The 25791-nt window shown below is 72.4% G+C and carries 14 protein-coding genes; 5 read left to right on the top strand and 9 right to left on the bottom strand.

What is annotated here, in order from left to right:
- A partial coding sequence (locus J5X75_RS38200; protein WP_208472591.1) for a HAMP domain-containing protein occupies positions 1-827 on the bottom strand: 827 nt, incomplete at its 3' end.
- Complete coding sequence (locus J5X75_RS38195; RefSeq protein WP_208472590.1) at positions 824-1507, bottom strand: response regulator transcription factor; 684 nt, start codon at positions 1505-1507, stop codon at positions 824-826. The genes J5X75_RS38195 and J5X75_RS38200, both read right to left, overlap by 4 nt.
- A 101-nt stretch (positions 1508-1608) precedes the next feature.
- Here J5X75_RS38195 and J5X75_RS38190 point away from each other — a divergent pair, with 101 nt between their 5' ends.
- The 3 genes from J5X75_RS38190 to J5X75_RS38180 all read left to right on the top strand — a co-directional run bounded on the left by J5X75_RS38190 (position 1609) and on the right by J5X75_RS38180 (position 3580).
- Positions 1609-2052 carry a hypothetical protein gene (locus tag J5X75_RS38190; RefSeq protein WP_208472589.1) on the top strand — a complete coding sequence of 148 codons (444 nt, stop codon included), beginning with the start codon at positions 1609-1611 and terminating at the stop codon, positions 2050-2052.
- 100 nt (positions 2053-2152) lie between these two features.
- Complete coding sequence (locus tag J5X75_RS38185; protein WP_208472588.1) at positions 2153-2761, top strand: MBL fold metallo-hydrolase; 609 nt, start codon at positions 2153-2155, stop codon at positions 2759-2761.
- 165 nt (positions 2762-2926) lie between these two features.
- Positions 2927-3580, top strand: a complete 654-nt coding sequence (locus J5X75_RS38180) for a DUF3159 domain-containing protein (protein WP_208472587.1) — start codon at positions 2927-2929, stop codon at positions 3578-3580.
- On the opposite strand, the gene J5X75_RS38175 is transcribed toward J5X75_RS38180, so the two are convergent.
- Both J5X75_RS38175 and J5X75_RS38170 read right to left on the bottom strand, forming a co-directional pair.
- Entirely contained in the window at positions 3562-4146 is a 585-nt protein-coding gene (locus J5X75_RS38175; protein ID WP_208472586.1) for a hypothetical protein, read from the bottom strand. The genes J5X75_RS38180 and J5X75_RS38175 overlap by 19 nt on opposite strands.
- Positions 4143-4679 (bottom strand): RNA polymerase sigma factor, encoded by a 537-nt coding sequence (locus tag J5X75_RS38170; RefSeq protein WP_208472585.1) that lies wholly within the window; start codon positions 4677-4679, stop codon positions 4143-4145. The genes J5X75_RS38175 and J5X75_RS38170 overlap by 4 nt, the downstream gene beginning before the upstream one ends.
- Before the next feature lie 109 nt (positions 4680-4788).
- Between J5X75_RS38170 and J5X75_RS38165 the strand changes: the two genes are divergently transcribed.
- On the top strand, positions 4789-6948 hold the full coding sequence (locus J5X75_RS38165; protein ID WP_208472584.1) for a molybdopterin oxidoreductase family protein: 2160 nt from the start codon (positions 4789-4791) through the stop codon (positions 6946-6948).
- A 12-nt stretch (positions 6949-6960) separates the two neighbouring features.
- Here the strand turns inward: J5X75_RS38165 and J5X75_RS38160 are convergent, their stop codons facing one another.
- From J5X75_RS38160 to J5X75_RS38140, 5 genes are all read right to left on the bottom strand, one after another.
- Positions 6961-7401: a hypothetical protein gene (locus J5X75_RS38160; RefSeq protein WP_208472583.1), complete on the bottom strand. Its 441-nt coding sequence runs from the start codon at positions 7399-7401 to the stop codon at positions 6961-6963.
- Between the two features lie 124 nt (positions 7402-7525).
- A complete protein-coding gene (locus tag J5X75_RS38155) occupies positions 7526-8119 on the bottom strand; it encodes a response regulator transcription factor (RefSeq protein ID WP_208472582.1) in 594 nt (197 codons plus the stop codon).
- Positions 8116-9267 carry a sensor histidine kinase gene (locus tag J5X75_RS38150; RefSeq protein WP_208472581.1) on the bottom strand — a complete coding sequence of 384 codons (1152 nt, stop codon included), beginning with the start codon at positions 9265-9267 and terminating at the stop codon, positions 8116-8118. The genes J5X75_RS38155 and J5X75_RS38150 overlap by 4 nt, the downstream gene beginning before the upstream one ends.
- Before the next feature lie 17 nt (positions 9268-9284).
- Positions 9285-10028, bottom strand: a complete 744-nt coding sequence (locus J5X75_RS38145; protein ID WP_208472580.1) for an ABC transporter permease — start codon at positions 10026-10028, stop codon at positions 9285-9287.
- Positions 10025-10981, bottom strand: coding sequence for an ABC transporter ATP-binding protein (locus J5X75_RS38140; RefSeq protein ID WP_238490677.1), 957 nt, complete (start codon positions 10979-10981; stop codon positions 10025-10027). The genes J5X75_RS38145 and J5X75_RS38140 overlap by 4 nt, the downstream gene beginning before the upstream one ends.
- 92 nt (positions 10982-11073) lie before the next feature.
- On the opposite strand from J5X75_RS38140, the gene J5X75_RS38135 reads away from it, so the two are divergent.
- Positions 11074-25785 (top strand): non-ribosomal peptide synthetase/type I polyketide synthase, encoded by a 14712-nt coding sequence (locus J5X75_RS38135; RefSeq protein WP_208472579.1) that lies wholly within the window; start codon positions 11074-11076, stop codon positions 25783-25785.
- Positions 25786-25791: the final 6 nt, after the last annotated feature.

The following is a 25791-nucleotide window of genomic DNA, read 5'->3' as shown; positions in this document are numbered from 1 at the left end:
GGCCCGGCGCGGGTGCGCCGGGCCCGGCGGATGACGGCGGTGACGGCCCGGGCCACCTCGTCGGCGGCGGCCGCCACCCGGGCCGACTCCTCCGGGTCGCGCAGGGATTCGGCTTCGAGGCGCAGCGCGGTCAGTGGGGTGCGCAGGCGGTGGGAGAGGTCGGCGACTCGTTCCCGTTCGGTGGCGAGCTGGTCCTGGATGCGGCCGGCCAGATGGTTGAGCGCTCCGGCGACCTCACGCAGTTCGGGCGGGCCGGCCGGGTCGGCGCGGGCGGTGAGCTCGGCGCGGGCGAGCCGGTGGGAGACCGCGGACAGCTGGGTGATCGGGGCGATGATGGCGCGGGCCAGCCGGTCGGCGACCAGCAGGCCCAGCAGCACGAGGGCCGCGCCGAGAGCGGCCAGGGTGGCCCACGCGCGGGTCACGCCACGGGTCAGCTCGGCGTCGGTGACGAGGGTGCGGATCACGGTGACGCCGCCCGCCCCGACCACCGGCACCACCAGCTCCCGGCCGTCGTCGGTGGTCACCGTGAGTGCCTCCCGGCGGGCTCCGGCGAGGCGGACCGCGGGGGTGGGCGCGGCGGGCGCGCCGAGCACGCTTCCGTCCGGGAGGAAGACCGTGACCGGTACGGACTGAGCCGACACCGAAAGCCGCAGCGCGCCGACGTCGCCCGCTCCGGCGATCGGCACGATCGACTGGACCACGTCGTCGGCGCGGCTGAGCGCCCGGTCCGCGGCGACCTGCCGGACCAGCAGGGCGAGCGGCACCAGGAACGCCAGCAGCACCAGCACCGTGGTGGCGCCGACCAGCAGGGTGAGGCGGGCCCTCACACCGGCTCGCTCAGTTTGACGCCGACGCCGCGGACGGTGTGCAGATAGCGTGGCTCCTGCGCGGTCTCGCCGAGTTTGCGCCGCAGCCACGACAGGTGCACGTCGACGGTCTTGTCGGCGCCGCCGTACGGCACCTGCCACACCTCGCTGAGCAGTTCCCGTTTGGTGACCACCTGACCGGCGTGCCGGGCCAGATGGTGCAGCAGGTCGAACTCGCGCGGGGTCAGCTCGACCGCCGCCCCGTCCAGCGTGACCGAGCGGGCCGCCTGGTCGATGCGCAGCCCGCCGACCTCGAGCACCGGCGCCGCCTCCTCGGGCCCGGCGCCGCGCCGCAGCACCGCCCGGATCCGCGCGTCGAGCTGCGCCGCGGTGAACGGTTTCACCACGTAGTCGTCGGCGCCCGCGTCGAGCAGCCGGACCATCTCGGTCTCCTCGTCGCGGGCGGTCGCCACGATCACCGGGATCCGGCTGACCGCCCGCAGCATGCGCAGCAGTTCCCGCCCGTCGAGGTCGGGCAGGCCCAGGTCGAGGACGATCAGGTCGGGCCGCTCGGCCAGGGCGGTCTGGAGGCCCTCCAGGGCGGCGGCCGACGCGGCCACCGCGTGCCCGCGTTCCCGCAGGGCGCGCAGCAGCGGTGTCCGGATAGCCGGGTCGTCCTCGATCAGCAGGAGTCTCGCCACCGCTGCACGGTAACCGCCGGGGCCGGCGCAACCGGGCCTCTTAACCTTTCGTTAGCGCTGTCCGGTGCCCGGCTTATCGTCCGGCGGCGGATAGTCGTGGAGTGCGTCTCTTGGACCGGCTCGGCCGGCTGCCCCTGGTCATCGTCGCGGGATGGATCGTCGCGGCGGTGCTCGCGGTGCTGGTCGGGGTGGTCGGGATCGGCCTGGTCGGGTCCGGGCTGGTGTCCCGGCAGGGCGCCCCGATCAGCGAGGACGAGGTGGAGCGGGCGCTGGACGGGCTCGGCGGCGCGCCGCCGTCCCCGGCGCCGATGGTGTCCACCACCGCCGCCGCCCGGGGCCGGTCGTTCCCGACCCGGGGCGGCACGGTGGTGGCCGACTGCGAGCGGATCCTCTCGATGTCGCCGGCGCAGGGGTACGCCGTCCACGACCAGGACGACGACGAGGGCGAGTTCCGCCAGGTGCGCGGGAAGACCAGGGTGGAGGTCGAGCTGACCGGTTGCGATCAGGGGACGCCTCGGCTGGAGGTCACCGAGGATGCCGGCTGAGGTCCGGCGCCGGCCCGAGCGCTCGAAAGTCGTGCGCCTGTGACGCTTCCGGCCCGGCGAGTGCTCAGCGGCGCCCGCGATTTTCGCCGACAATCCGAGGATGCTGCGAGTGGATCACGGTGTCGTCACGGGCACCTTCAGCCTGGACGGCCAGACCTTCGACGTCGACAACAACATCTGGGTGGTCGGCGACGACGACGAATGCGTGGTGATCGACGCGCCGCACGACGTGGACGCGATCCTCGCGGTGGTGGGCGACCGGCAGGTACGGGCAATCGTCTGTACGCACGCCCACGACGACCACGTCCGCGTCGCCCCCGGGCTGCGCGAGCGCACCGGCGCCCCGATCCTGTTGCACCCCGCCGAGTGGCCGCTGTGGGAGCTGACCCACGGCGACGGGGTGTGGTGGAACATCGACCTGGCCGACGGCGCCCGGATCGAGGTGGGCGGGTCGGTGCTGGAGGTGCTGCACACGCCCGGTCACGCGCCCGGCGCCGTCTGTCTCCACGTCCCCGAGCTGAACCGTGTCTTCACCGGCGACACCCTGTTCCACGGCGGGCCCGGCGCCACCGGCCGGTCCTATTCCGACGCCGGGCTGATCGTCGCGTCGATCCGGGAGAAGTTGTTCGCCCTGCCGGACGAGACGGTGGTGCACACCGGGCACGGCGAGGACACCACGATCGGGGCCGAGCGGTCCCGGATGGGGTGAGCCCGGCCACCGATCTGAGCCCGGCGGGCGCGGCACGGGCTCGACCCGGCAGGCGGCCGCGCGGAGCCGGCGGCACGGCCCTGATCGGTACGGGGCGGTGCCCGCCCGTACCGGAAGAAAGGTCTCTGGGTTAGGGTGGCCTAACCTCACAAGGGGCGGGTGGAGATGGCGCAGCCGGAATCGCTGGCGGAGTTGCTCAACGGGCGGCGGGCCGCGGTCGACGCGTCGCTGCCCGCGGTCGGGTTCGTGGCCGGGTGGCTGGTCTTCGGGGAGTCGATCTGGGCCGGGGCGATCGCGGCCGTGGTGTCGGCGATCGGCGTCTCCTGGTGGCGGCTGCGCAAGGGCGACAAGCCGCGGGCCGTGCTGATCGGGCTGTTCCTGGTGTGTGTGGCCGCCCTGATCGCGCTCTACACCGGCAAGGCCGAGGACTTCTTCCTGCTCCAGTTGCTCAGCAACGCGGCCAGCGCGCTCGCCTGGATCATCAGCATCGTGATCCGGTGGCCGCTGCTGGGGCTGGTGGTCGGCACCGTGCTGGGGCAGCGGACGCGCTGGCGGCGCGATCCGGCGCTGCTGCGGGCCTATTCGCGGGGCAGCTGGGTGTGGGTGATGCAGTACGTCATCCGGGTCGCCGTGTTCCTGCCGCTCTACCAGGCGGGCTGGACCGAGGCACTGGCCGCGGCCCGGCTCGGGCTGTCCGGGCCGCTGATCGCCGGGTGTCTGGCGGTGAGCTGGTGGGTGATCCGCCGCAGCCTGCCGGCGGACCACCCGGGTCTGCGTCACCCGGTCGTCGAGGACCCGGTTCAGAAGGCCGCTTCGTAGAGTTCGCGCAGGCCGGGTGTGCCGGCCTCGCCGCTGTAGCCGCAGATCATCACGTCCGCGCCGACGCTCGACACCAGATATTCCCTGCCGAGTTCGAAGTCGCCGGAGCCGAGCAGCAGTTCCGGGGTGCCGCCGGGCTGATTCACCGCGATCCGGGGGACGTCCGCGCCCCGGTAGTCGCGGGTGACCTCCAGCAGTGCGGTGGAATCGTCGATCTCGACGACCCGGCCGGCGAAGGCGAAGGTGGCCCGCTCGGCCAGTAGTTCGGGTTTCGGCTCGGCGCACTTGGCCTGCCCGCCCGCGGGAATCTGGACCGACGGGACGGGCGCGACGGAGATGATCGCGGGTGGGGTGGACATGGTCGCCGGCTCCGGGCGCAGGGTCGCCCAGGCGGTCCCGCCGGCGAGCAGCACCAGGGCCGCGGCGACGGGCGCCGCCCACCGGCGGACGGGGACACGGGACATGGCTTCCTCCACGAGGTGCTCGACCTGGGCGGGGGAGGCCGGTGCCAGCCGCGCGGCCGGGTCGGCGCGGCGCAGGCGTTCCCTCAGATCGTCGTCGGTCACGTCCGGCTCCCCTCTGTCGACCTGTCATGTCCGGCGGCGGGGCCGGTCTTTCCCGTCAGTTCGTCGCGCAGCCGCTGCCGGGCCCGGTGCAGGCGGATCGACGCGGCGTTCGCGGTGATGCCGAGGACCACGGCGATCCCGGCCGGGGCGAGGTCCTCCCACGCCCACAGCCGGAGCAATTCGGCGTCCTCGGGCCGCATCCGGGACAGCGCCCCGGCCAGGTCGTCGTCGGGCGGGCCGGGACCGTCGACCACGGCCGGCGGCGGGTCGAGCCGGGAGATCCGGGCGAGCAGCCGGAACCGGCGGCGGTGGGCGCGTTCGGCGTTGGCGAGGCAGTTGCGGGCCACCGCGTACGCCCAGGGCAGGTGCTCCTCCGGCATCTCGTCGAGGCGCCGCCAGCAGATCAGCAGGGTCTCCGAGAGCACGTCGTCGGCGGTCGCCGGATCGGTGCGCCGGGCCAGGTAGCGGCGGACGGCGTCGATCACCGCGGGGGCCAGCCGCTCGAACCGGGCCCGGCGCGGGTCGGGATTCACGAGGTCCACTTCCGTTCATGTCCGGCAGCCCGGTCAGTCTTTCAACCTGTTCGGCCCGGGGTCCGGCGTGGCAGGATACCGACCAGTAACCCAGCGTTGGGAGACGGCCATGCGGACCGCGTACCGGACCTGCCCGCTCTGTGAGGCCGCCTGCGGCCTGGAGCTCACCATCGACGCCGACCGGGTCGTCGCGGCCCGCGGCGATCGCGAGCACGTGTTCAGTCACGGCTTCGTCTGCCCCAAGGGCGCCACGTTCGGGCAGCTCACCGACGACCCCGACCGGCTCCGCCGGCCTCTGGTCAAGGGCGTCGAGGTGAGCTGGGCGGAGGCGTTCGCCGCGGTCCGTGCCGGGTTGCGGCCGGTCATCGAGCGGTACGGCGCACAGGCCGTCTCCGTCTACCTGGGCAACCCGAACGCCCACACCATGTCCGGCGGCCTCTACGTGACACCGCTGCTGCGGTCGCTGGGCAGCCGCAACGTCTACTCGGCGAGCACCGTCGACCAGATGCCCAAGCACGTGTCCTGCGGCTACCTGTTCGGCAATCCGCTGACCATCCCGGTGCCCGACCTGGACCGGACCGACTTCCTGCTGATGCTCGGCGCCAACCCGTGGGAGTCCAACGGCAGCCTCGCCACGGCCGCCGACTTCCCGGGGCGGCTCAAGGCGATCCAGGCGCGCGGCGGCCGGTTCGTGGTGGTGGATCCACGGCGGACCCGGACCGCCGAACACGCCGACGAGCACCTGTGGATCCGGCCGGGCACCGACGCGTACCTGCTGTTCGGCATCGTGCACACGCTCTTCGCCGAGGGCCTGGCCACCATCCCGGAGTACGTGAGCCGCGTCGAGCCGGTCCGCGAACTCGCCGCGGACTTCCCGCCGGAGCGGGTCGCCGACGTCTGCGGGATCCCGGCCGAGCGGATCCGCGGCCTGGCCCGGGAGCTGGCCGCCGCCCCGACCGCCGCGGTGTACGGGCGGATCGGCACCTGCACGGTCGAGTTCGGCACGGTCACCAGCTGGCTGATCGACGTGGTCAACATCCTCACCGGCAACCTGGACCGGCCGGGCGGCGTGATGTTCCCGCTCGCCCCGCACCTGTCCGGCGCCGCCAAGTCCGGCAAGGGTTTCCGGACCGGGCGCTGGCACAGCCGGGTCCGCGGGCTGCCCGAGGTGAAGGGCGAGCTGCCGGTCGCCACCCTGGCCGACGAGATCGAGACACCCGGCGACGAGCAGGTCCGGGCGCTGATCACGATCGCCGGGAACCCGGTGCTGTCCACACCGAACAGCGCACGCCTGGACCGGGCGCTGTCCGGGCTCGACTTCATGGTGAGCGTGGACCCGTACCTGAACGAGACGACCCGGCACGCCGACGTGGTGCTGCCGCCGACCGACTCGGTGCGCAAGGGCCACTACGACTTCAGCTTCCTGGCGCTGTCGGTGCGCAACTTCGCGGCCTACTCGCCGCCGGTGCTGCCGCCCGACCCGGACGTCCCGGACGAGTGCGACATCCTGGCCCGGCTCATGCTGATCGTTCTCGGCCAGGACGACAGTGATCCCGCCGTCGTGCACGACGAGCTGCTGCGGCAGGCGCTGCGCCGGGTCCCCCAGGACCGGCACGGCCTGGTCACCGGCGACCATCCGGCCGAGCGGCTGCTCGACGTGGCGCTGCGCGCCGGGGCGTACGGCGACGGCTTCGGCGAGAACCCGGATGGGCTGACCCTCGACCGGCTGAAGGCCGCGCCGCACGGCATCGACCTCGGCCCGCTGCGGCCCCGGATCCCGGCCGCGCTGCGGACCGCCTCCGGCACCGTCGAACTGTGCGTTCCCGAACTGGCCGCCGAGGCGGAACGGTTGCGGGACGCCCTCGACCGGGAGCGCGGCGGCCTGGTCCTGATCGGACGGCGGCACCTGCGGTCGAACAACAGCTGGATGCACAACGTCCCGGCGCTGGTGAAGGGGCGTGACCGGTGCACGCTCCAGATCCATCCGGCCGACGCCGAGCGGCTCGCGGTCGCCGACGGGGACGCCGTCCAGGTCACCTCACGGGCCGGCGGCCTGGTGGCCCGGGCCGAGGTCACCGACCGGGTGATGCCGGGCGTGGTGAGCCTACCGCACGGCTGGGGGCACGACCTGCCGGGCACCCGGATGGCGGTCGCGGCCGAACACCCGGGCGTCAACTCCAACCTGCTCACCGACGAGCTGGTGATCGACCCGCTCTCCGGCAACAGCGTCCTGAACGGCATCCCGGTCGAGGTGAAGCCCGCCGCTTGAGCCGTCGTGCCGCTAGGGCGCGTACCTGCGCCGGTAGCGGGGGACCGTCACGGCCAGCGCGGCCAGCCAGACGAGCAGCAGGAACACCGCGACGCCGGTGAAGGCGGTGACGACCGTACGGGTGAGGCCGTCGCCGCCGACGGTGAAGACGCCGTTGCGGGCGCCCGCGTCGAGCGCCTCCACCTCGTCGCCGGGGGTCAGCAGGCGGGGCGGGTCGTAGAGGATGACGTCCTTGCGGCCGGAGTTCCCGTCGGCCGCCGTCCAGTCGCCGTAGGGCGTGCACGCGCTGCCGGAGCAGTTGTTCGGGCCGGTCACGAACGTGCCCCGGACGCCGTCGTCGCCGCGCGCCGCCCAGGCCGCCCGCGTGTCCTGGGCGGAGAACAGCAGGATCACCGCGGCGACGGCCGGCAGACCGAGCCACACCAGCAGGTACGGGATGAGGCGGGCGTTCATGGCCGTGGAGAGTACTCAGCCCGGATGCGGCGGCACCGGCCGGACCCGGCAGACGATCGCGGTGCGCCACGGTACGGCCCCGCTGCGGTGAGGGGCGGCGATGCCCGTACCGGATCCGGGGTTTTCAGATCCACCCCATCCGCTGAGCGTGACCGATCGCGGTGATCCGGTTGGCGCCACCCAGCTTGGTGATCGCGTTGGACAGATAGTTGCGCACCGTGCCCTCGCTCAGGTGCAGCCGCGCGGCGATCTCGGCGACCGAGGCGCCCGCCGCGGCCAGGGCGAGAGCGTCGCGTTCCCGGTCGGTCAGCGGGTTCTCGCCGGCCATCATCGCCGAGGCGGCCAGTTCCGGATCGAGGTAGCGGCCACCGGCGTGGATGCGGCGGATGGCGTTCGCCAGTTCGGCGCTGGAGGAGTCCTTCGGGATGAAACCGCGCACCCCCGCCGCGATGGCCCGGCGCAGATGACCGGGCCGGGCGAAGGTGCTCAGGATCAGCATGGCCCGGCCGGGCAGCCGCTCGGCGACGCTGAGCCCGTCGAGGCCGGGCATCTCGATGTCCAGGACGATCACGTCCGGTTCGTGGGCGGCGACCGCGGTCAGCACCTCGTCGCCGCGGCCGCACTGGGCGACCACGGTCAGGTCGTCCTCGAACTCCAGCATCATGGCCAGGGCCTCGCGGATCAGATGCTGGTCGTCGGCGAGCAGGACGCGGATCACGCGGTGACTCCGGTCGGTGCGGTGGCGCGGACCAGGAAACGGCCGTCGCCGGTGGGCTGTGCGGTGAGCGAGCCGCCGATCGCGGCCAGGCGCTCGCCCAGCCCGGCCAGCCCGGTGCCGGCCGGACCGGAACCGGTCGCCGCGCCGTCGTTGACCACCTCCAGAACCGCCGAGCCGCCGACCGCCCGCAACGACACCCGGCACCAGGTGGCCGAACTGTGCCGCAGGATGTTGGTGGCGCTCTCCCGCACCACCCAGGCGAACGGGGCGGCCGTCTCCGGGTCGACGGCCCCCGGCGGCAGGTCGATCTCGCAGCGCACCCCGTCGGCCTCCAGGATGGCGCGGACACTGTCCACCTCGGAGGCCAGATCCAGAACCCGGTAGCCGCGGACCGCCTCGCGGATCTGCCGCAGACCGTCCTGCGCCAGACCGCGGACCACCGCCATCTCCTCGGCGGCGCGGGCCGCGTCGATGGCGGTGAGCTTGCCGGCCAGCTCACTCTTCACGGCGATCACCGACAGGCTGTGGCCGACCAGATCGTGCAGGTCACGGGCGAACCGCAGCCGCTCCTCGGTGACCGCCAGCCGGGCCTCGGCGTCCTTGCTGGCGTGCGCCTGCTCGGCGAGATCCAGGATCCAGATCCAGAGCTTGTTCGCGTACGGGAGAGTCAGGCACATGATCCCGTAGACGACCACGGCCACGCCGACCGGGATGTTCTGCGGGCCGGGGTTCAGCCACTGGACGAGCACGCAGGTCGCGGCCGTGCCGGCGGACAACAGCGTGGTCGCCAGCCCCCCGGTGCGGACGGTCACCAGACTGATCCAGGCGATCGGGACGAGACCCCAGGTGACCGGTTCGGCGTTCTGCGCGAGCAGGATCGCCAGCACCGCGGCGCCCGAGATCACCGTGTAGCGGCGGATCTCGCGAGCCGGCCGCGGCCAGAACATCGACACCGCGCGGACCAGGCGCCAGACGAAGAAGCTGAAGACCAGCAGTCCGACGACGGCGATGATCAGGCGAACCGGCTGGACCCGGTCCTCGGCGATCAGCAGGAGGATGCCGCCGAGCCCTCCGAACCAGCCCATCACCAGGGTGAACGCCAGGCTCCACATGGTGATCCGGCGGGCTCTCCGCAGTCCTCCAGTCATGCCGGACACCCTAGTTGTCAGCCCCGCCGCGGGTCCCAGCGGAACCAGCGCCGGGCCACCACCGCCGCCACCGCCACCCACGCCGCCAGCAGGCCCAGGTTCGGCAGGACGTCCCCGCCCTCGCCCAGGAAACCGGTCCGGATCAGCTCGGTGACCGGCGTCATCGGCAGATACCCGGCGATCCGGCCGAGCTGCTCCGGCAACGCGTCCAACGGCACGATCGCCGGCGACAGGAACAGGCAGAGGAACATGAACGGCACGGTCGCGATCTGCGCCAGCTCCCCGGTCGAGCTGAACCCGGAGATCACCATCGAGACCAGGCTGAACAGGCCCGCCGCGCCGAGCACCCCGGCCAGCAGCAGCAGCGGGTTGTGCGGCAGGCCGACGCCGAGCGGCACCGCGGCCACGCACAGCGCGAGCACCTGGACCAGGTAGACGGCGGTCGCGCCGGCCGCGCTGCCGCCCAGGATCGCGGCCGCCGACGCGGGACCGCCGAGCAGCCGCTTCAGGACGAGTTCCTCCCGGCGAGTGGTGTAGAAACCGGCCAGGTTGACCAGCGGGGCGAACAGCGCCAGCGTGGCCACCTGCCCGGTCAGCATGAACGCGACCTGGTCGGCGGCCTGCGCCCGGGCCGTGAAGATCAGGAAGCCGGCGACCAGCAGCGGCATCAGCACGGCGTTGGTGAGCGCCGACCGGTTGCGCATGATCAGCAGGATGTCGACCCGGGCCAGCCGGACGGTGTGCTTGAGGTCGGTGGTCATCGGTTCTCCTCCACGATGGTCAGGAAGACGTCCTCCAGCGAGGCCGGGCGGACCGACAGCCGGTTCAGGGTGACGTTGCGGGAGGTGGCCCAGGCCAGCAGCGTGGCCACGGTCCGGTGGGCGCGGCCGTCCGGATCGCCGCCGGTCACCGTGTACCGGGCGGTCGGCCGTCCGTCGTCCACCACGATCTCCGGGGCCGCCCCGTCGATCCGGGGCAGCGTGTCGATCGGCGCCTCGGCCGGCACCAGGAAGGCGATCCGGTCACCGTGACCGGCCACCACCTCGGGCACCGTCCCGGCGGTCCGGATCTCACCCCGGTGCATGATCGCCACCCGGTCGGCGAGCCGTTCCGCCTCCTCCAGGTAGTGGGTGGTCAACAACACCGTGGTGCCGGCCGCGACCAGATCCTGGATCAGCCGCCAGGTGGCGATCCGGGCCTCCGGGTCCATACCGGTGGTCGGCTCGTCGAGGAACAGCACCTCGGGACGGCCGACGACGGCCAGAGCCAGGTCCAGGCGGCGCTTCTGACCACCGGAGAGCTGCCTCACCCGTACGCCCGCCTTGTCGGTCAGCCCGACCAGCGCCAGGGCCGCCACCCTCTCCATCGGCCGGGCGTGCAGGTCGCGCCACAGGTCCACGGTCTCGGCCACGGTCAGATCACCGATCAGGCCACTCTCCTGGAGCATGATCCCGACCCGGGGGCGCAGCGCCCTCCGCGACCGGTACGGGTCCAGCCCCAGCAACCGCACCGTGCCCCCGGCGGCCGGCCGGAACCCCTCCAGCACCTCGATGGTGGTCGTCTTGCCGGCCCCGTTCGTGCCGAGCAGCGCGAACAGGCCCCCGGCCGGGACGGTGAAGTCGATACCCTTGACCGCCTCGAACGCGCCGTAGCTCTGGCGCAGTCCGGTCACCTCGACGGCGGTATCGGTGCTGGTCATTGTCTGCGTGCTCATGTCCACCATGGTTCGCGAACGCACGGATCGACGGCAGTCGCCGCCGTCAGCGATCCCCGATGACAGATGTCATCTCTCGGTAGGGTTCGATCATGACGCTGACCGATGTGCTGGTCCGGGCCGCGGCCGAAGCTCCCGATCAGGGCATCGTCCACGCCGGCGGCGACGACCGGTTCACCGGATTCGCCGAACTGCACGCCGACGCCCTCCGCATCGCCGGTGGTCTGCGCGCCGCCGGGCTCACCACCGGTGACCCGCTGCCGGTGACCGCCGACGACAGCGCCGACTTCCTCGGGCTCTTCTGGGGATCGGTGTACGCGGGCGTCGTACCGGTGCCTCTGCCGCCGGAACCGCACCGCCTGGCCGCCGTCTGGCGTCACCTGGACCGCCCGCCAATGGCGGGCGACGTCGCCACGCCCGGCGCGACCCTGCTCTCCGCGCGCGACCTCCGCGCAGCGTCACCCCTCGCCACCCCCGTCCCGGTACGCGCGGACGACCTCGCCTTCCTCCAGTTCTCCTCCGGCAGCACCGGCACGCCCAAGGGTGTCGAACTGACCCACGCCAACGTGGTCGCCAACCTCACCCAGGCCACCCGGGCCGGCTCGGTGACCGCCGACGACGTGATCGTCACCTGGATGCCCTACTTCCACGACATGGGCCTGATCGGCACCCACCTGGCCCCGCTGCACGCCCGCTGCCGCCAGATCCGGATCAGCCCGCTCGCCTTCGCGAAACGCCCCGAGATCTGGCTGCGCGAGACCGCCCGCCACCGGGGCACCGTGCTGTCCGCGGCCAACTTCGCCCTGGCCCTGGTCAACCGCCGGGTGCCGGACGCCGTCCTCGACGACCTCGACCTGAGCAGCGTCCGCCTCCTCATGGTCGGCGCCGAACCCATCTCCCCGGCCGTCTGGCGCACCTTCGCGGCCCGGCTCACCCAGGCGGGCCTCGCCCCCACCGCCATGCAACCGGTGTACGGCCTGGCCGAGGCCACCGTCGCCGTCACCTGCCCACCCCTCGGCGCCCCCGCCGCCCCGCTGCGCCTCAGCCGGGCCGCCCTCTCCCGCGGCGTCGCCCTGCCCCTCCCCGAGACCGCGCCCGCCGTCGAACTGATGGACACCGGGTTCCCGATGCACGGATGCGAGCTGCGGATCGTCGGCGACGACGGCGAGGTGCTGGAGGAATGCCTGGTCGGCCACGTGCAGGTGCGCGGCCCGAACGTCAGCCGCGGCTACCACCGGGCCGCGGACGCCACCGCCGCGGCACGGGACGGATCCTGGCTGCGTACCGGGGATCTCGGTTTCCTGCGCGGCGGCCGTCTCGTCGTCACCGGACGGCACAAGGACGTCCTGTTCGTCAACGGGCGCACCTTCCACGCCGCCGACCTGGAGGAGGTCGCGGCCGCCACCCCCGGCCTGAACCCCGGCCCCATCGCCGTCGTCGGCGCGACCGACCCGGCCGACGGCCGCGAACGGGTCGTGGTGTTCCTGTCCGCGCCGTCCGTCCGGGCCGACACCACCCTCGCCGCCCGGGTCCGCGCCCGGATCGCCGAAGCCCTGGCCTACGACGGCGTCACGGCCCAGATCGTGCCGAACGGCGCTTTCGCCCGCACCACCAGCGGAAAACTACGACGTCAGGCGCTCCGCGACCGCATCGACCACGCCGCGCCCGCCCCGGTCACACACCCGGTTCCGCCGCGCGAGCCGGAGCCGGCGCCGTCGTCCCGGCCGGAGATGGAAGCGCTCGTCCGCGCCGTCTGGGCCCGGGTGCTGCGTGTCCCGGCGGAGACCATCGGGCCGGACGACCGCTTCCTGGCGATCGGCGGATCCTCGCTGGCGGCCATGGAGGTGCTGGCCGGGCTGGAGGACGTGCTCGGCCACACCCTCGACCCGGCGACGCTGCGTGACTGCGCCACCGTGCCCGCACTCGCCGACCGCCTGCTTCCGCACTCCCGGACCGGGGCCGGACCGGCGGCGCCGGCCACGCGGGAAGCGGAACGGCTCGCCGTGATCGGGATGGCGTCCCGGTTCCCGGACGCGGCCACGCGGGAAGCGGAACGGCTCGCCGTGATCGGGATGGCGTCCCGGTTCCCGGACGCGGCCACGCCGGAAGCGGAACGGCTCGCCGTGATCGGGATGGCGTGCCGGTTCCCGGACGCGGACACACCCGAGCGGTTCTGGGCGAACCTGGTCGCCGGACGGGACAGCGTCACCCCGGTGTACCGGTGGGCCGGCGGCGGCCACGGAGCGTTCCTCGACGACCCGGCCCTGTTCGACGCCGGATACTTCGGCATCGGCGACCAGGAGGCGCGCCTGCTCGACCCGCACGCGCGGATCTTCCTGGAACTGGCTCACGAGGCACTCGAACGCGCCGGATACGCCGGACCGCGCCGCCGGGGACGCCGCATCGGAGTCTTCGCGGCCGTCGGCGAAAGCGGCTACCCCGAACTGATGACCGGCGCCGACGGCCCGCACGCGCTCACCGGCACCCTGCGCAACCTGATCGCCGCCCGCGTCTCCCACCTGCTCGACCTGCGCGGACCCGCGCTCGCCGTGGACACCGCCTGCTCCTCGGCCCTGGTCGCCCTGCACCTGGCCCGCCTCAGCCTGGCCGCCGGCGACTGCGACATCGCCGTGGTCGGCGGCGTCAACCTCAACCTGACGGCCACCGGCGAAACCCTGCTCGGCGACGCCCGGGCGCTGTCGCCGACCGGCCGGTGCCGGGCATTCGCGGCGGACGCCGACGGATTCGTACCGGGCGAAGGCGGCGCCGCCCTGGTCCTGACCCGCCTCGCCGACGCCCACGACGACCGGATCCTGGCCGTCGTCCGCGGAACCGCGGTCAACAACGACGGCCGCTCGCTGAGCCTGATGGCCCCGAACCCGCTGCGCCAGCAGGAGGTGATCGCCGACGCCTACCGCAACAGCGGCGTCGACCCGGCAGACGTCACCTATGTGGAGGCCCACGGCACCGGCACCCCCGTCGGCGACCCGATCGAGGCACGGTCGCTCGCCCACGCCTTCCCGCCCCGGCGCGACGGCCGGCCCCGCCTGGTCGGCTCGGTCAAGACCAACATCGGCCACCTGCTCAACGTGGCGGGGATGCCCGCGCTGGTGAAGGTGATCCTCGCCCTCCAGCACCGGGAGATCCCGCCGTCACTGCACCACGAACGCCCGTCGCCGCGTTTCGACCTGGCCGCGGCCGGCTTCGAGGTGGCCACCACCCGCCGCCCCTGGACCGGTCCGCTGGTCGCCGGCGTCAACGGCTTCGGCTTCGGCGGCACGAACGCCCACGTCATCCTCGCCGCCCCCGAACCCGATCCGGTTCCCTCCCCGCCGGGCGACGAGACGGAACCACGACTGCTCACGCTCTCGGCGCGATCGGCGGGCGGGCTCCGGGCGGCGGCCACCCAACTCGCGGCCCACCTGCGGGCGCATCCCGGACTATCGCTCGCGGACGTCTGCGCCACCGTTGCCGGCGCACGGGACGAGGGGCCGTACCGCATCGCGATGGTGACCGGAAATGATCTCGCCGAGCGACTGGCCGCAGTGGAGCCCGGCCCACCGCTGGGCCGGCCCGCCCGCGTCGCGTTCCTCTTCGGCGGCCAGGGCACACAGCGACCCGGCCAGGGCGCGGAACTCTACGCGACCGCACCGGCCTTCCGCGCCGCACTCGACGAGATGTCCGCCGCGGCCGGGCCGATCGCCGGCCGAACCCTGACCGAATGGTGCACCGACCCGGCCATCCCCGCCGCCGAACTCGCCCGCACCGAGGTCACCCAACCGCTGGTCGTCGCGTTCGCCGTCGCGCAGGCCGCCCAGCTGGCCGCCAACGGGATCCGGCCGGACGCCGTCACCGGCCACAGCGTCGGCGAGTTCGCCGCGGCCGTATCCGCGGGCCGGATGACCGCCGTCGAAGCCGTCCTCCTGGCCGCCGAACGCGGCCGCCTCACCGCCGAACTCGCCGAGCCGGGCGCGATGCTCGCCGTGGCAGCCCCCGCCGCCGCCATCGGGCCCCTGCCGTCCGCCGCCGGGCTCGGGCCCCTGCCGTCCGCCACCGGGCTCGGGCCCCTGTCGTCCGCCACCGGGCTCGGGCCCCTGCCGTCTGCCGTCGACGTCGGGCCGGTGTCGTCTGCCGTCGACGTCGGGCCCCTGTCGTCCGCCGTTGACGTCGGGCCGCTGCCGTCTGCCGTTGACGTCGGGCCGCTGCCGTCCGGGGTCGTCGTCGCCGCCGAGAATGCTGCCGACCGCATCGTTCTGGCCGGACCGCACGACGCCATCGCCCGGGCCGAAGCCGAACTGGCGGCCCGCGGGGTGACCACCCGCCGCCTCGCCGTCTCACACGCCTTCCACTCGCCGTCCATGCAGCCGGTCACCGCCCCGCTCGCCCGCCTCGCCCCAAGCGCCCGGCCGGCCACGATCCCGCAGGTCAGCACGGTTACGGGGGAGTGGGGCGCGGCCTTCGACGCCGCCTACCTGGCAGATCACGCGGTGCGGCCGGTGCGTTTCGCGGCGGCGGTCGGCCGGCTTCGCGCGGCCGGCTACGACACCATGGTCGAGCTCGGCGCTTCGGTCACTCTCTCCCCTCTCGTACGCCGAAGCCCTCTCCCGCAAGCCAACCCCGCACCCGCCGTCCCGTCCCCCCACCTCGACGCACCTGCCCTCCCGCACGCCGCCCCCAACCCCGTACCCGCCGTCTCGCCCATGGCCCCCGCCCCCGCCCCCGCACCCGCCGTCCCGCACGCGGCCCCTGCCCCCGCATCCGACGTCTCGCACGTCGCCCCCAAACCCCCACCCGCCCTCCCGCATGCCGACCTAGCCCTCGCACCCGCCGTCCCACACGCCGACCCCGAACCGGTCGTCGTCCTGCACGCCGGTCTGGACGCAGCCGCCGTCCTGACCACCGCCGGCCGGTTGTGGTTGCGCGGCGCCACCCTCGACCGCACCCACCTCGACGCCGGAACCCGGCGGGTCGACCTGCCCACCTACCCGTTCCAGCGCCGCCGCTACTGGGCGACCGACCCACCGTCACCCACCTTCGCCATCCCCGTCTGGACCTCGGCCCCGCTCGGACCGCCCCAGCTGGCTCCCAGCGGTGTCTCAGCCACTTCGACTCAGCTCTCAGAGCCAGCTGGATCTCCCCGGCTGGCTGCCAGCGCTGTCTCAGCCACTTCGAGACAGCCCTCAGAGCCAGCCGAAGTCGCCAGTGGACCGACTGGCGAACAAACCGCGGCAGAGGCCACGATCGTCATCGCCGAAGGCAGCGTCGCGTCCGACGCGCTACGAGCGATCACTGCCGTCCCCCCGGAAGCGCGTCTGTTTCTGATCACCCGAGACCTCTACCCCACCGGGGCGGAACGACCGAACCCGGAACACGCCGTCTGGGCCGGGCTGGCGATGGCGTTCGCCGACGAGAACCCCCGGGCCGGGGTACGAATCGTGGACCTCTGCTCAGACGACCCACCGGAGGCACAGCGCGCCGCCGTCGACCGGGAGACGGCCGCACCACCACCTGCCGGACCCGTGGAGATCGTCGCCTGGCGGGCCGGACGGCGGCTGGGCAGGCTGTTCACCCCGGCACAGGCGGCCGAACCGCTGATCCCCCCGCCCGACGGCAGCTATCTCATCGTCGGCGGAGCCGGGGCGGTAGGTGCGGAGATCGCCCGACACCTGGCCCGCCGGCCACACGCCGAACCCGCACACCAGAATCGGCGCGGGCCGAAGCTGCTCCTCGCGGGCCGCTCAGCCGAACCACAGGCGCTCCTGGCCGAACTGCGAGCGCTCGGCGCACTGGCCGAATACCGTACAGCGGATCTGACCAACCCCACCGACGTGACCGATTTGGTAGCCGGCCGGAAGTTCGACCTGGTGGTGCAGGCAGCCGGGGTGGTGCGGCCGGGCAGCCTACGAGCGAAGACCCCGGACGAGGTGGCCGCCGGCCTGGCCGCCAAGGTGGACGGTACCCGCCTTCTCCTGCACGCCTTGGGCGATCATCGCCCCCCGGTGGTGGCCCTGTCCTCGATCTCGGCGGTGACTCCCGGATTGGCCGGCGCCCTGGGTGACTACGTCGCCGCCAACGTCCACCTGGACACCTTGGCCGCCGCCGAGACAATGGCCGGCCGCCGTTTCGTATCGGTGAATCTGCCACCGCTGACCGGCGGCGGTCTGGCCACAAGCCACGGCTTGACCGCCGGCGCCGGACTGCCGATCGAACAGCTCCCGGCAACTCTCTGGCAAGCGATGAGGCTCGGCGTCTCCCAGGTCCTGGTCACCCCGGCGACAAGAACACACCCCCACCGATCAGCGAACGTTCCGCTTCCGGCACCGAACCAGCTACCCACCACCGGGCCGTTCACCCACAAATCAATTCAAACCCAGCAGGGGTACGCCCAAAGCACACCCCCCTGGCACGGCGAACCCCCCACTCCCGGCGCCACGCAGAGCGCTCCGGCTAGGCCTGGCAAGTTCCCGCCCGCCGAAGCTGTTCCGGCCAGGCGTGGCCAGTTCCCGGCTGCGGGGAGTGTTCCGGCTCGGCGTGGCGAGTTCCCGGCCACCGAGGCTGTTCCGGCCAGGCGTGGCGAGGTCCCGGCTGCGGGGAGTGTTCCGGCTCGGCGTGGCGAGTTCCCGGCCACCGAGGCTGTTCCGGCCAGGCACGGCGGGGTGTCGGCTGCTGAGGCTGTTCCGGCGTGGCGTGGCGATGTGTCGGCTGCCGAGGGTGTTCCGGCGTGGCGTGGCGATGTGTCGGCTGCCGAGGGTGTTCCGGCTTGGCGCGGCGAGGTCCCAGGTTCCGGGCACGCGGCAGGCGCACGGGTCTGGTCCGGCGACGCGTTCGGACCGGGACGCGCGGACGACCGCGTGACTGGGCCGGGCCCGGACGAGCTGGTAGCGATGGTGCGGGAGCTTCTGGCCGCGCCTTTGGGCCGGGACCCGGAGACGATCAGAACCGATGAGCCGTTCCTGGCCCTCGGCCTGGACTCGCTCACCGCCGTCGACCTGGTCAAAGAGCTGGAACGGCGACTGGGCCGGACCCTGTCCACGACCCTGTTCTTCGAGACCCGGACCATCGACGAGCTGACGGCTCGGCTCGTGGGTCCGGTGGAGTTCCCGTTCAGCCCGGTACAGCGAGCCTTCGTCACCACCGGACGGCTGTACCCGGAGGTGCCCGCCTACGCGTATGTACGCCAAACCCTGCACGGCCCGATCGACGTGGAGCGGCTGAGTCAGGCCTTCACCGAGCTGCAACGGCGCCATCCGATGCTCCGCGTACGTTTCGGGCCGAACGGACAGCGCTTCACAGCTCCCACCTCCGGCCGACCGAAATGGTTCACGGTCACCGACCTGTCCAAACCCGGCGCCGCAGCCGAAGCGACGGTCGGCGCACGCGGTGCCGGCGAAGCGGGACTTCGGGCGGCGCTGGAGAGGGTTGACGCCGAGTTGCGGAATTGGCCGTTCGACCTGGGGCGTGAGGCGCCGATTCGGGCGGTGCTCGCGGTCGAGAGCGCGGAGCGGGCGCATGTGATTCTGGTGGTACACCATGCTGCCGCGGACGGGTACAGCATCGCCGTTCTCGGCGATGAGCTGTGGAAACTCTACGGTGGGGGAGAGGTCGCGGCGGCTCCGGCGGCCACCTTCGCCGATCATGAGGCGCGGCGGGACGGCCCGAGCGGGGAGGACGTCGCCTACTGGCGTGACGCACTGGCCGGTTATCCGCGACTGGCCCTGCCGTTCGACGGGGATCCGGATGGGGAGCCGCAGGGCGCTTACGCCGTACAGCAGAAGGTTTTGGAAGAAGCACTGAGCCGTCGCCTGACCGCCCATGCCCGGGAAGCCGGAGTGTCCGTTTTTCATCTTCTCCTAGCCGGATATGTCCGGTGTCTGGCGCGCTGGAGTGGGCAGTCGGCGGTTCCGGTTTCGGTGGCGCGGGCCGGGCGGACCGCGCGGCTGGCAGGTGTGGAGCGGATGGTGGGACCGTTCGCGGACAGCCTGCCGGTGCTCGCCGAGGTGCGAGCCGGGGAGACGGCGGTCGGGCTGGCGGCACGACTGCGGAATGTCTGGCTCGACGGCGAACGCCACGGTTCTCTGTCTACCGTGGATCTGGCTCGAATGCTGACGGCGAACGGTGCCGGACCGCGGACGGCGAGCCCGGCCGGTTTCAGTTTCGCGCGGTTCCCGAACGCGGGCATCACTGGAGCAAACGTGGTCGCCGTGACAGCCGGCAGTGCGTCGGCGGCCACCCGGCTAGGCCTGGTCTGCTTCGAGTCGCGGGGCGCGCTGCACTTCTCCTGGAACTATCCGGAGACCCTGTTCAAGGCAGCCACCGTGGAACGCCTCGCCACAGAGCACCTGGCAGAGATCACAGCCATCGCAGAGGCGGCGACAGTCGAGGACCGAGACCAACTAGCGGCCACCACAGTCAATGCAGCCGAAGCGGCCGGTGCAGTCAACCCAGCTAATGCGATCAACCCAGCCAATGCGGTCAGCCCGAGCAATGCGGTCAACGCGAGTGGTGCGCTAAACGGGAGTGGCGCGGTCAACGCGAATGATGCCACCAACCCGAACGGCGCAGTCGATCCGGTTGATTCGGTCAATGCCGGTGATGCAGTCAACCCGAACGGTCCAGTCAATGCGAGCAGCGTGGTCAACGTGGGTGGTGCAGTCCATTCGAGCGGTGCAGTCAACCCGAGCATCGCTGTCAACGTGGATGGTGCGACCGACCCGAGCGGTGCGGCCAACCCGAGCGGTGCGGTCGACCCGAGCGATGCGGTCGATGCAGCTGGCGTGGTGAACGTGGATGGTGCAGTCAACGCGAGCAACGCGGTCAACGTGGATGGTGCGGTCGACCCGAGCGATGCGGTCAATGCGAGCAGCGTGGTCAACGTGGATGGTGCAGTCAACCCGTGCGGTGCAGTCAAGCCGAACGGCGCAGTCGATCCGGGTGGTTCGGTCAACGCGTGTGGCTCGGTCAATTCGAGCGGTGCAATCAATTCGAGCGGTGCAGTCAATCAGGGGAGCGCGGTCAGCGTTGGTTGTGCAGTCGACCTGAGCGGTGCAGTCAATGCGGGTGATGTAGCCGACCCGAGCGGTGCAGGCCTGAACGATGCAGCCGACCTGAGCGGTGCCGTTGACGTTGTCGGTGCGGTCAATTCGGGTGATGCGGTCGATGTGGGCGGTGTAGTCGACACGGGGAGAGTGGACGCGGCGGCGGGTTCTGAGTCGGTTGTGGTGCGGATTCGGGCGCAGTGCGCACGTACCCCTGAAGGAATTGCCGTGTTGACTGACGGCGCGCCGCTCAGCTATCGGGAGCTGGACCTCGCGTCGGACCGGCTGGCCGGGCGGCTTGCGGAGACCGGGGCGCGGCGGATCGGCCTGCTCACCGGGCCCGGCGCGGACACCGTGATCGGGCTGGTCGGCATTCTCAAGGCCGGCGCGGCCTGGGTGCCGTTGGACGGCGCGCATCCGCCCGCCCGGTTGGCCGACCAACTCAGCCGGGCCGAGGCGGGCGTCGTGGTCTGCGGCGCGGAGCACCGGACGATCCTCGACGGGTACGCGTTCACGCTGGTCGACGTCGGCGAGAGGGGGTCGGTGCTGGGCCGGGGGGTCGGCAAGAGCGGATCGGCACCGGGCCGGGGGTCCGGCGAGAGGGAATCGGGGCTGGGCCGGGGGTCCGGTGAGAGGGGATCGGGGCTGGGCCGGCGGGTCGGTGGGAGCGGATCGGGGCCGGGCCGGGACGTCGAGCCGGGCGATACCGCGTACGTCATCTTCACCTCGGGGTCGACCGGTCGCCCGAAGGGCGTGGCCGTCACGCATCGGTCGATGATCAACTATCTGGACTGGTCGATCGCGACTTTCGGCTACCGGGCGGGTGACCGGCTCGCGCAGACCGCGTCGATATGCTTCGATGCGTCGGTGCGGCAGCTTCTGGCGCCGCTGCTGACCGGGGCGACCGTGGTGGCCTGGGACCGGGACACGGTACGCGATCCCGAACTGCTCCTGGACCGGCTCGCCCGGGACCGGGTGACGGTCTGGAGCTCGGTGCCGACACTGTGGGAACGCCTGCTGACCGCCGCCGAGAAGAGCACCGCTGACCTGCGGCTGCGCTGGGTGCACGTGGGCGGTGAGGAGCTGTCGCCGGCGCACGTGCGGCGATGGTTCGACCGGTTCGGGCCGGAGCAGCGGATCACCAACCTGTACGGCCCCACCGAGACGACGATCAACGCCACCTGGCATCCGATCACCGCCCGGCCCGCCGACGACGCCACCCACCTGCCGATCGGGCGGCCGGTCGGTGGTGCGGTCGTCGAGGTGATCGGCGAGGACGGGCGGCCGTGCCGAGACGGCGTGGTCGGTGAGCTGTACATCGGCGGGATCGGGCTGGCCGACGGCTATCTCGACGACCCGGAGCAGACGGCCGCGGCGTTCGTGGAGCGAGACGGGCGGCGGTGGTACCGCAGCGGCGACCGGGCGGTCCGTGACGCCGACGGGCTGCTGTGGTTCCGTGGGCGAGTCGACGACCAGGTGAAACTGCACGGGTACCGGGTCGAGCCGGGCGAGGTCGAGGCGGTGCTCCGGGCGCATCCGGCGGTGGAGCGGGCGGCGGTACGGGTCGAGGGCGGCCGCCTTCTGGCCTGGGTACGGTCGACGGTTTCCGGCGACGAGTTGCGTTCCCATCTGGGTGGGCTGCTTCCGGCGTACCTCGTACCGTCTCGCATCGAAGTGATGGCCGACCTGCCGCTCACCGCGACCGGCAAGATCGACCGCGCGTCGCTGGCCCGGGCGGCGAGCCCGCCGCCGGTCACCGACACCGAACGCCTGCTCGCGTCGCTCTGGGAAAAGCAGCTCGGCGTCACACCGGTCGGTCGTGACGACGACTTCTTCGCCCTCGGCGGCGACTCGATCGGGGTGCTCGAGCTCTTCGCGAGCCTGGCGGAACACCGGGCCTCACTGCCGCGACCCACGGTCGTTTATCGATGTCGTACGGTCGCCGCGCTCGCCTCCGCCCTGGACGAGCTCGTCCCCGAACCCGCCGCCGTACCGGAGCCGGCGGATCCGGCTTCCGTAGCGGGAGCCGGCGTTTCCGAGCCTGCGGCCGCTTCTGTCGGTTCCGTAGCGGGAGTTGGCGTTTCCGAGGCCGCCATCGCTTCTGTTGCGGGACCTGACGTTTCGCTGTCCGCAGTCACTCCGGTTGTGGGAGCTGGCGTTTCCGAGTCTGCAGCCGCTTACGTTGCGGGAGTTGGTGTTTCCGAGTCTGCAGCCGCTTACGTCGTGGGAGTTGGTGTTTCCGAGTCCGCAGGCGCTTCGGTTGTGGGAGCCGGACCCGCCGATCCGAGTGATGCTTCTGTTTCGGGAGCCGGGACCGTCGCGGATGGACCGGGTGGGGACTTTCCGGTCAGCCTCACTCAGCGCGGGTTTCTGTTCGCGGACGCGGTCGGTGCGGCGTCGACCTGGCTGGCCGCGCCGCGCGTGCACGGGCCGCTCGACCTCGACCGGTTCCAGCGTGCGGTGGACGTGCTGGTGGCTCGGCATCCGATGTTGCGGACCGTGTTCCCCCGCGACGCCCGGCCGCCGGTGCAGCGGGAACATCCGCTCGCCCGCCTGACCGTCGGCTACCAGGCGCAACCGCGGGCACTCGGCGAAGAACTGGCGGCCGAGCGGGAACATCGGTTCGACCCGGCGGAATGGCCGCTCGTGCGGTTGCGGCTGCTCCGATACGGGCCGGAGGAGCACGTCCTGCTGGTGCACGCGCACCATCTGGTCGGTGACGGGTACAGCACCGCGCTTCTGATGCGGGAACTGCTCGCCCTGTACGACGGGAAGGCGCTGAACCCGCTGCGCGCGACCTTCCGCGAGTACGTCGAACATCTGCGTGGTGTGCCGCTGGAGACCGTGCTCGGTGACGGTGGGCGAATCACCACCGGGGGAGAAATTGTCAACGCCGGGTTCACAATCAGCGCGGCCCAGGTGGCGGCGCTGCGAGCACACGCCGCCGCGAACGGGGTCACGCCGTTCGTGCCGGTGCTCACCGCATACCACCGGGCGCTCGCTCTGACCACCGGCCGGCTCCACTCGGTAGCCGGCCCCGACTCGGTAGCCGGCTCCGACCCGGTAGCTGGCCCGGTGATCGCCTCCGGCCCGGTAGCCGTTCCCGGCCCGGTAGCTGGCCCGGTGATCGCCTCCGGCCCGGTAGCCGTTCCCGGCCCGGTAGCCGTTCCCGGCCCGGTAGCCGTTCCCGGCCCGGTAGCCGTTCCCGGCCCGGTAGCCGTTCCCGGCCCGGTAGCCGTTCCCGGCCCGGTAGCCGTTCCCGGCCCGGTAGCTGGCCCGGTGATCGCCTCCGGCCCGGTAGCCGTTCCCGGCCCGGTAGCCGTTCCCGGCCCGGTAGCCGTTCCCGGCCCGAAGTCTGGCTCTGGCTCGGAGTTCGGCTTCGGCTCGGAGCCCGGCCCGGGCTGGGTAACCGCTCCCGGCCCGGTAACCGGTCGCGGCTCGGAGTCTGGCCCCAGCTCGGAGTCCGACTCCGGCCTGGTGATCGGCGTGGCGGTGACCGGTCGCGATCATGCCGTACCGGATCTGGGCCGGATCTTCGGGCCGTGCGCGACGGCCGTTGCGGTCCGGCCCGGTGCGGATGCCGGGCTTGCCGAGGTGGCCGCCGCGGTCGACGACGCCCGGACGCGGATGTTCACTGCGCCACGTGGCTGGCGATACTTCTTCACCCACCTGGATTTCGGCGCGCTCGGCGACCTGTCGGGTCGAACGCTGCGTATGTCCTGGGACGACGACTCGGACGCCGAACTGGCCCTTCCTCCAGGCACGGAAGTTTTGCTGGCAGTGCGCCCGACGCGGAACGGCGCACTGCGCCTGACTCTCCGGTCCCGCCTTCCCGCCGACGAGGTGGCGCACCTAACGGCCGAGTTGACCGCCGCCCTGACGACCCACTCCACCGCAGATCTTGGACGCTCGACCACCGAAGGCGGTGAGAAAGCGTTCAAGATCGAGGAGCAGGGGGGCGAGGGGCTGCGGTCGGGACTTGTTCTCGCGGATCTTGGACGTTCGGCCACCGTCGGCGGTGGGGAGGCGTTCAAGGTTGAGGGGGAGGTGAGTGAGGGGTCGCGGTCGGAGCTGGCGCCCGTGGATCTTGGACGAGTTGCTACCGGAGGCGGTGGGAAAGCGTTCAAGATCGGGGAGCAGGGGGGCGAGGGGCTGCGGTCGGGACTTGTTCTCGCGGATCTTGGACGTTCGGCCACCGTCGGCGGTGGGGAGGCGTCCAAGGTTGAGGGGGAGGTGAGTGAGGGGTCGCGGTCGGAGCTGGCGCCCGTGGATCTTGGACGGCTTGCTACCGGTGGCAGTGGGAAAGCGTTCAAGATCGGGGAGCAGGGGGGCGAGGGGCTGCGGCGGGGAACCGCTTTTGCGGATCTTGAGCGTTCGGCCACCGTTGGGGGTGGGGGAACGTCCAAGATCGAGGTGGGCGTGGGTGAGGAGGCGCGACCGGGGTCCACGAGTGCGGATCTTGGGCGAGTTGCCACCGGTGGCGGTGGCGGAGCGTTCAAGATCCAGGAGCGGGTGGGTGAAGGGCTGCGGCCGGGACCCCTACTTGCGGATCTTGGGCCTTCGGCCACCGTAAGTGGTGGGGAAACGTCCAAGGTCGAGGGCGGGGTGAGTGAAGGGTCGCCGTCGGAGCCGGCACCTGTGGATCTTGGTCGGGTTGCTGCCGGGGGCGGTGGGAAAAGGTCCAAGGTTCAGGAGGGGGTAGGGCTGGATGCTGCGCTTGTCGGCTATCTGCCGGCGCCTGGGCACCTCGCGGCCCTCGCCACGGGACTTCCGGAGGCGATTCGGCGGGTTCTGCCTGCGCTGGACCGGGAGACGATTCGGGAGGCTCTCTTTCCGGGCGGCCGCCCCCGACTGCTGGAGATCGCCGACACCCCGTTGGGTAGGTCCGGGTTCTTCGCGCTGCCCCGGTTCGCCGACGAGCTCACCCGCCCCGGGCTGGCCGAAGACGCCGCCACCGCCGCGGACCTGGCGGCCGCCCACGGAGCGCGCACCGTCTCGCTGGCGGGCATGATCCCGGCGCATACCGGCTACGGCGGGGCGCTCACGCCGTACCTCCGCTCGGGAATCAGCCTGACCACCGGCCATGCCGTGACCGCCGCTTCGGTCGTGCGCACGACGGTGGCCGCGGTGGCCGCGCCGGGACGGATGACGAGTGGGCGGAAGTTGAGCGAATGCACCGTCGCGATCCTAGGAGTCGGGTCCATAGGAACCTCGTCACTGCGGCTTCTGCTGACCGAAGAGGATCACCGGCCGGCGAGGTTGATCCTTGGTGATCTGCCGTCCGCCGCGAGCCGTCTCGCCGAGCTGGCCGCCACCCTGGACGTGCCCACGTCGATCGTGCTGAGCCCGGCGGGCGTGTACCCGGCGGACGTCATCGTGGCCGCCACCAGCGGCGGCCCGGGCACCCTGGACGTGGACCGGCTGCGGCCCGGCACGATTCTGGTCGACGATTCGTTCCCGCACTGCTTCGACACCGGCCGGGCGCTGGCCCGGATGCGGCAGCGCGGTGACGTGCTGATCGCCGGCGGCGGGCTGCTCGACTGTGGGGAGATCCGCCAGACGGTGGCGGAGGGGCTGCCGGCGGTCGCCGTCCAGTTGCCGGGTGCGATCGCGTCCTGTCGGCTGGAGTCGCTGCTGCATGCGGCGCGCCCGGAGTTGCCGCTGGTCACCGGCCCGGTCACGGCCGAGATGGCGGCCGCCTACCGGAGCGCGCTGGACGATGCCGGGATCGGGGCGGCCCCACTGCACCTACTGGATCAGCGCGTGTGAAACGGA

Origin of the sequence: Actinoplanes flavus (genome assembly GCF_017592555.1) — a bacterium.
GTDB classification, from domain to species: domain Bacteria; phylum Actinomycetota; class Actinomycetes; order Mycobacteriales; family Micromonosporaceae; genus Actinoplanes; species Actinoplanes flavus.
This window is presented reverse-complemented; position numbering and strand designations above follow the sequence as displayed.

What these genes read in the sequence shown, in the direction of transcription:
- J5X75_RS38160 (WP_208472583.1), bottom strand. Translation starts at nt 7,401, where the DNA reads ATGAACGCCCGCCTCATCCCGTACCTGCTGGTGTGGCTCGGTCTGCCG.
- J5X75_RS38145 (WP_208472580.1), bottom strand. Translation starts at nt 10,028, where the DNA reads ATGACCACCGACCTCAAGCACACCGTCCGGCTGGCCCGGGTCGACATC.
- J5X75_RS38180 (WP_208472587.1), top strand. Translation starts at nt 2,927, where the DNA reads ATGGCGCAGCCGGAATCGCTGGCGGAGTTGCTCAACGGGCGGCGGGCC.
- J5X75_RS38165 (WP_208472584.1), top strand. Translation starts at nt 4,789, where the DNA reads ATGCGGACCGCGTACCGGACCTGCCCGCTCTGTGAGGCCGCCTGCGGC.
- J5X75_RS38150 (WP_208472581.1), bottom strand. Translation starts at nt 9,267, where the DNA reads ATGACTGGAGGACTGCGGAGAGCCCGCCGGATCACCATGTGGAGCCTG.
- J5X75_RS38185 (WP_208472588.1), top strand. Translation starts at nt 2,153, where the DNA reads ATGCTGCGAGTGGATCACGGTGTCGTCACGGGCACCTTCAGCCTGGAC.
- J5X75_RS38135 (WP_208472579.1), top strand. Translation starts at nt 11,074, where the DNA reads ATGACGCTGACCGATGTGCTGGTCCGGGCCGCGGCCGAAGCTCCCGAT.
- J5X75_RS38140 (WP_238490677.1), bottom strand. Translation starts at nt 10,981, where the DNA reads ATGAGCACGCAGACAATGACCAGCACCGATACCGCCGTCGAGGTGACC.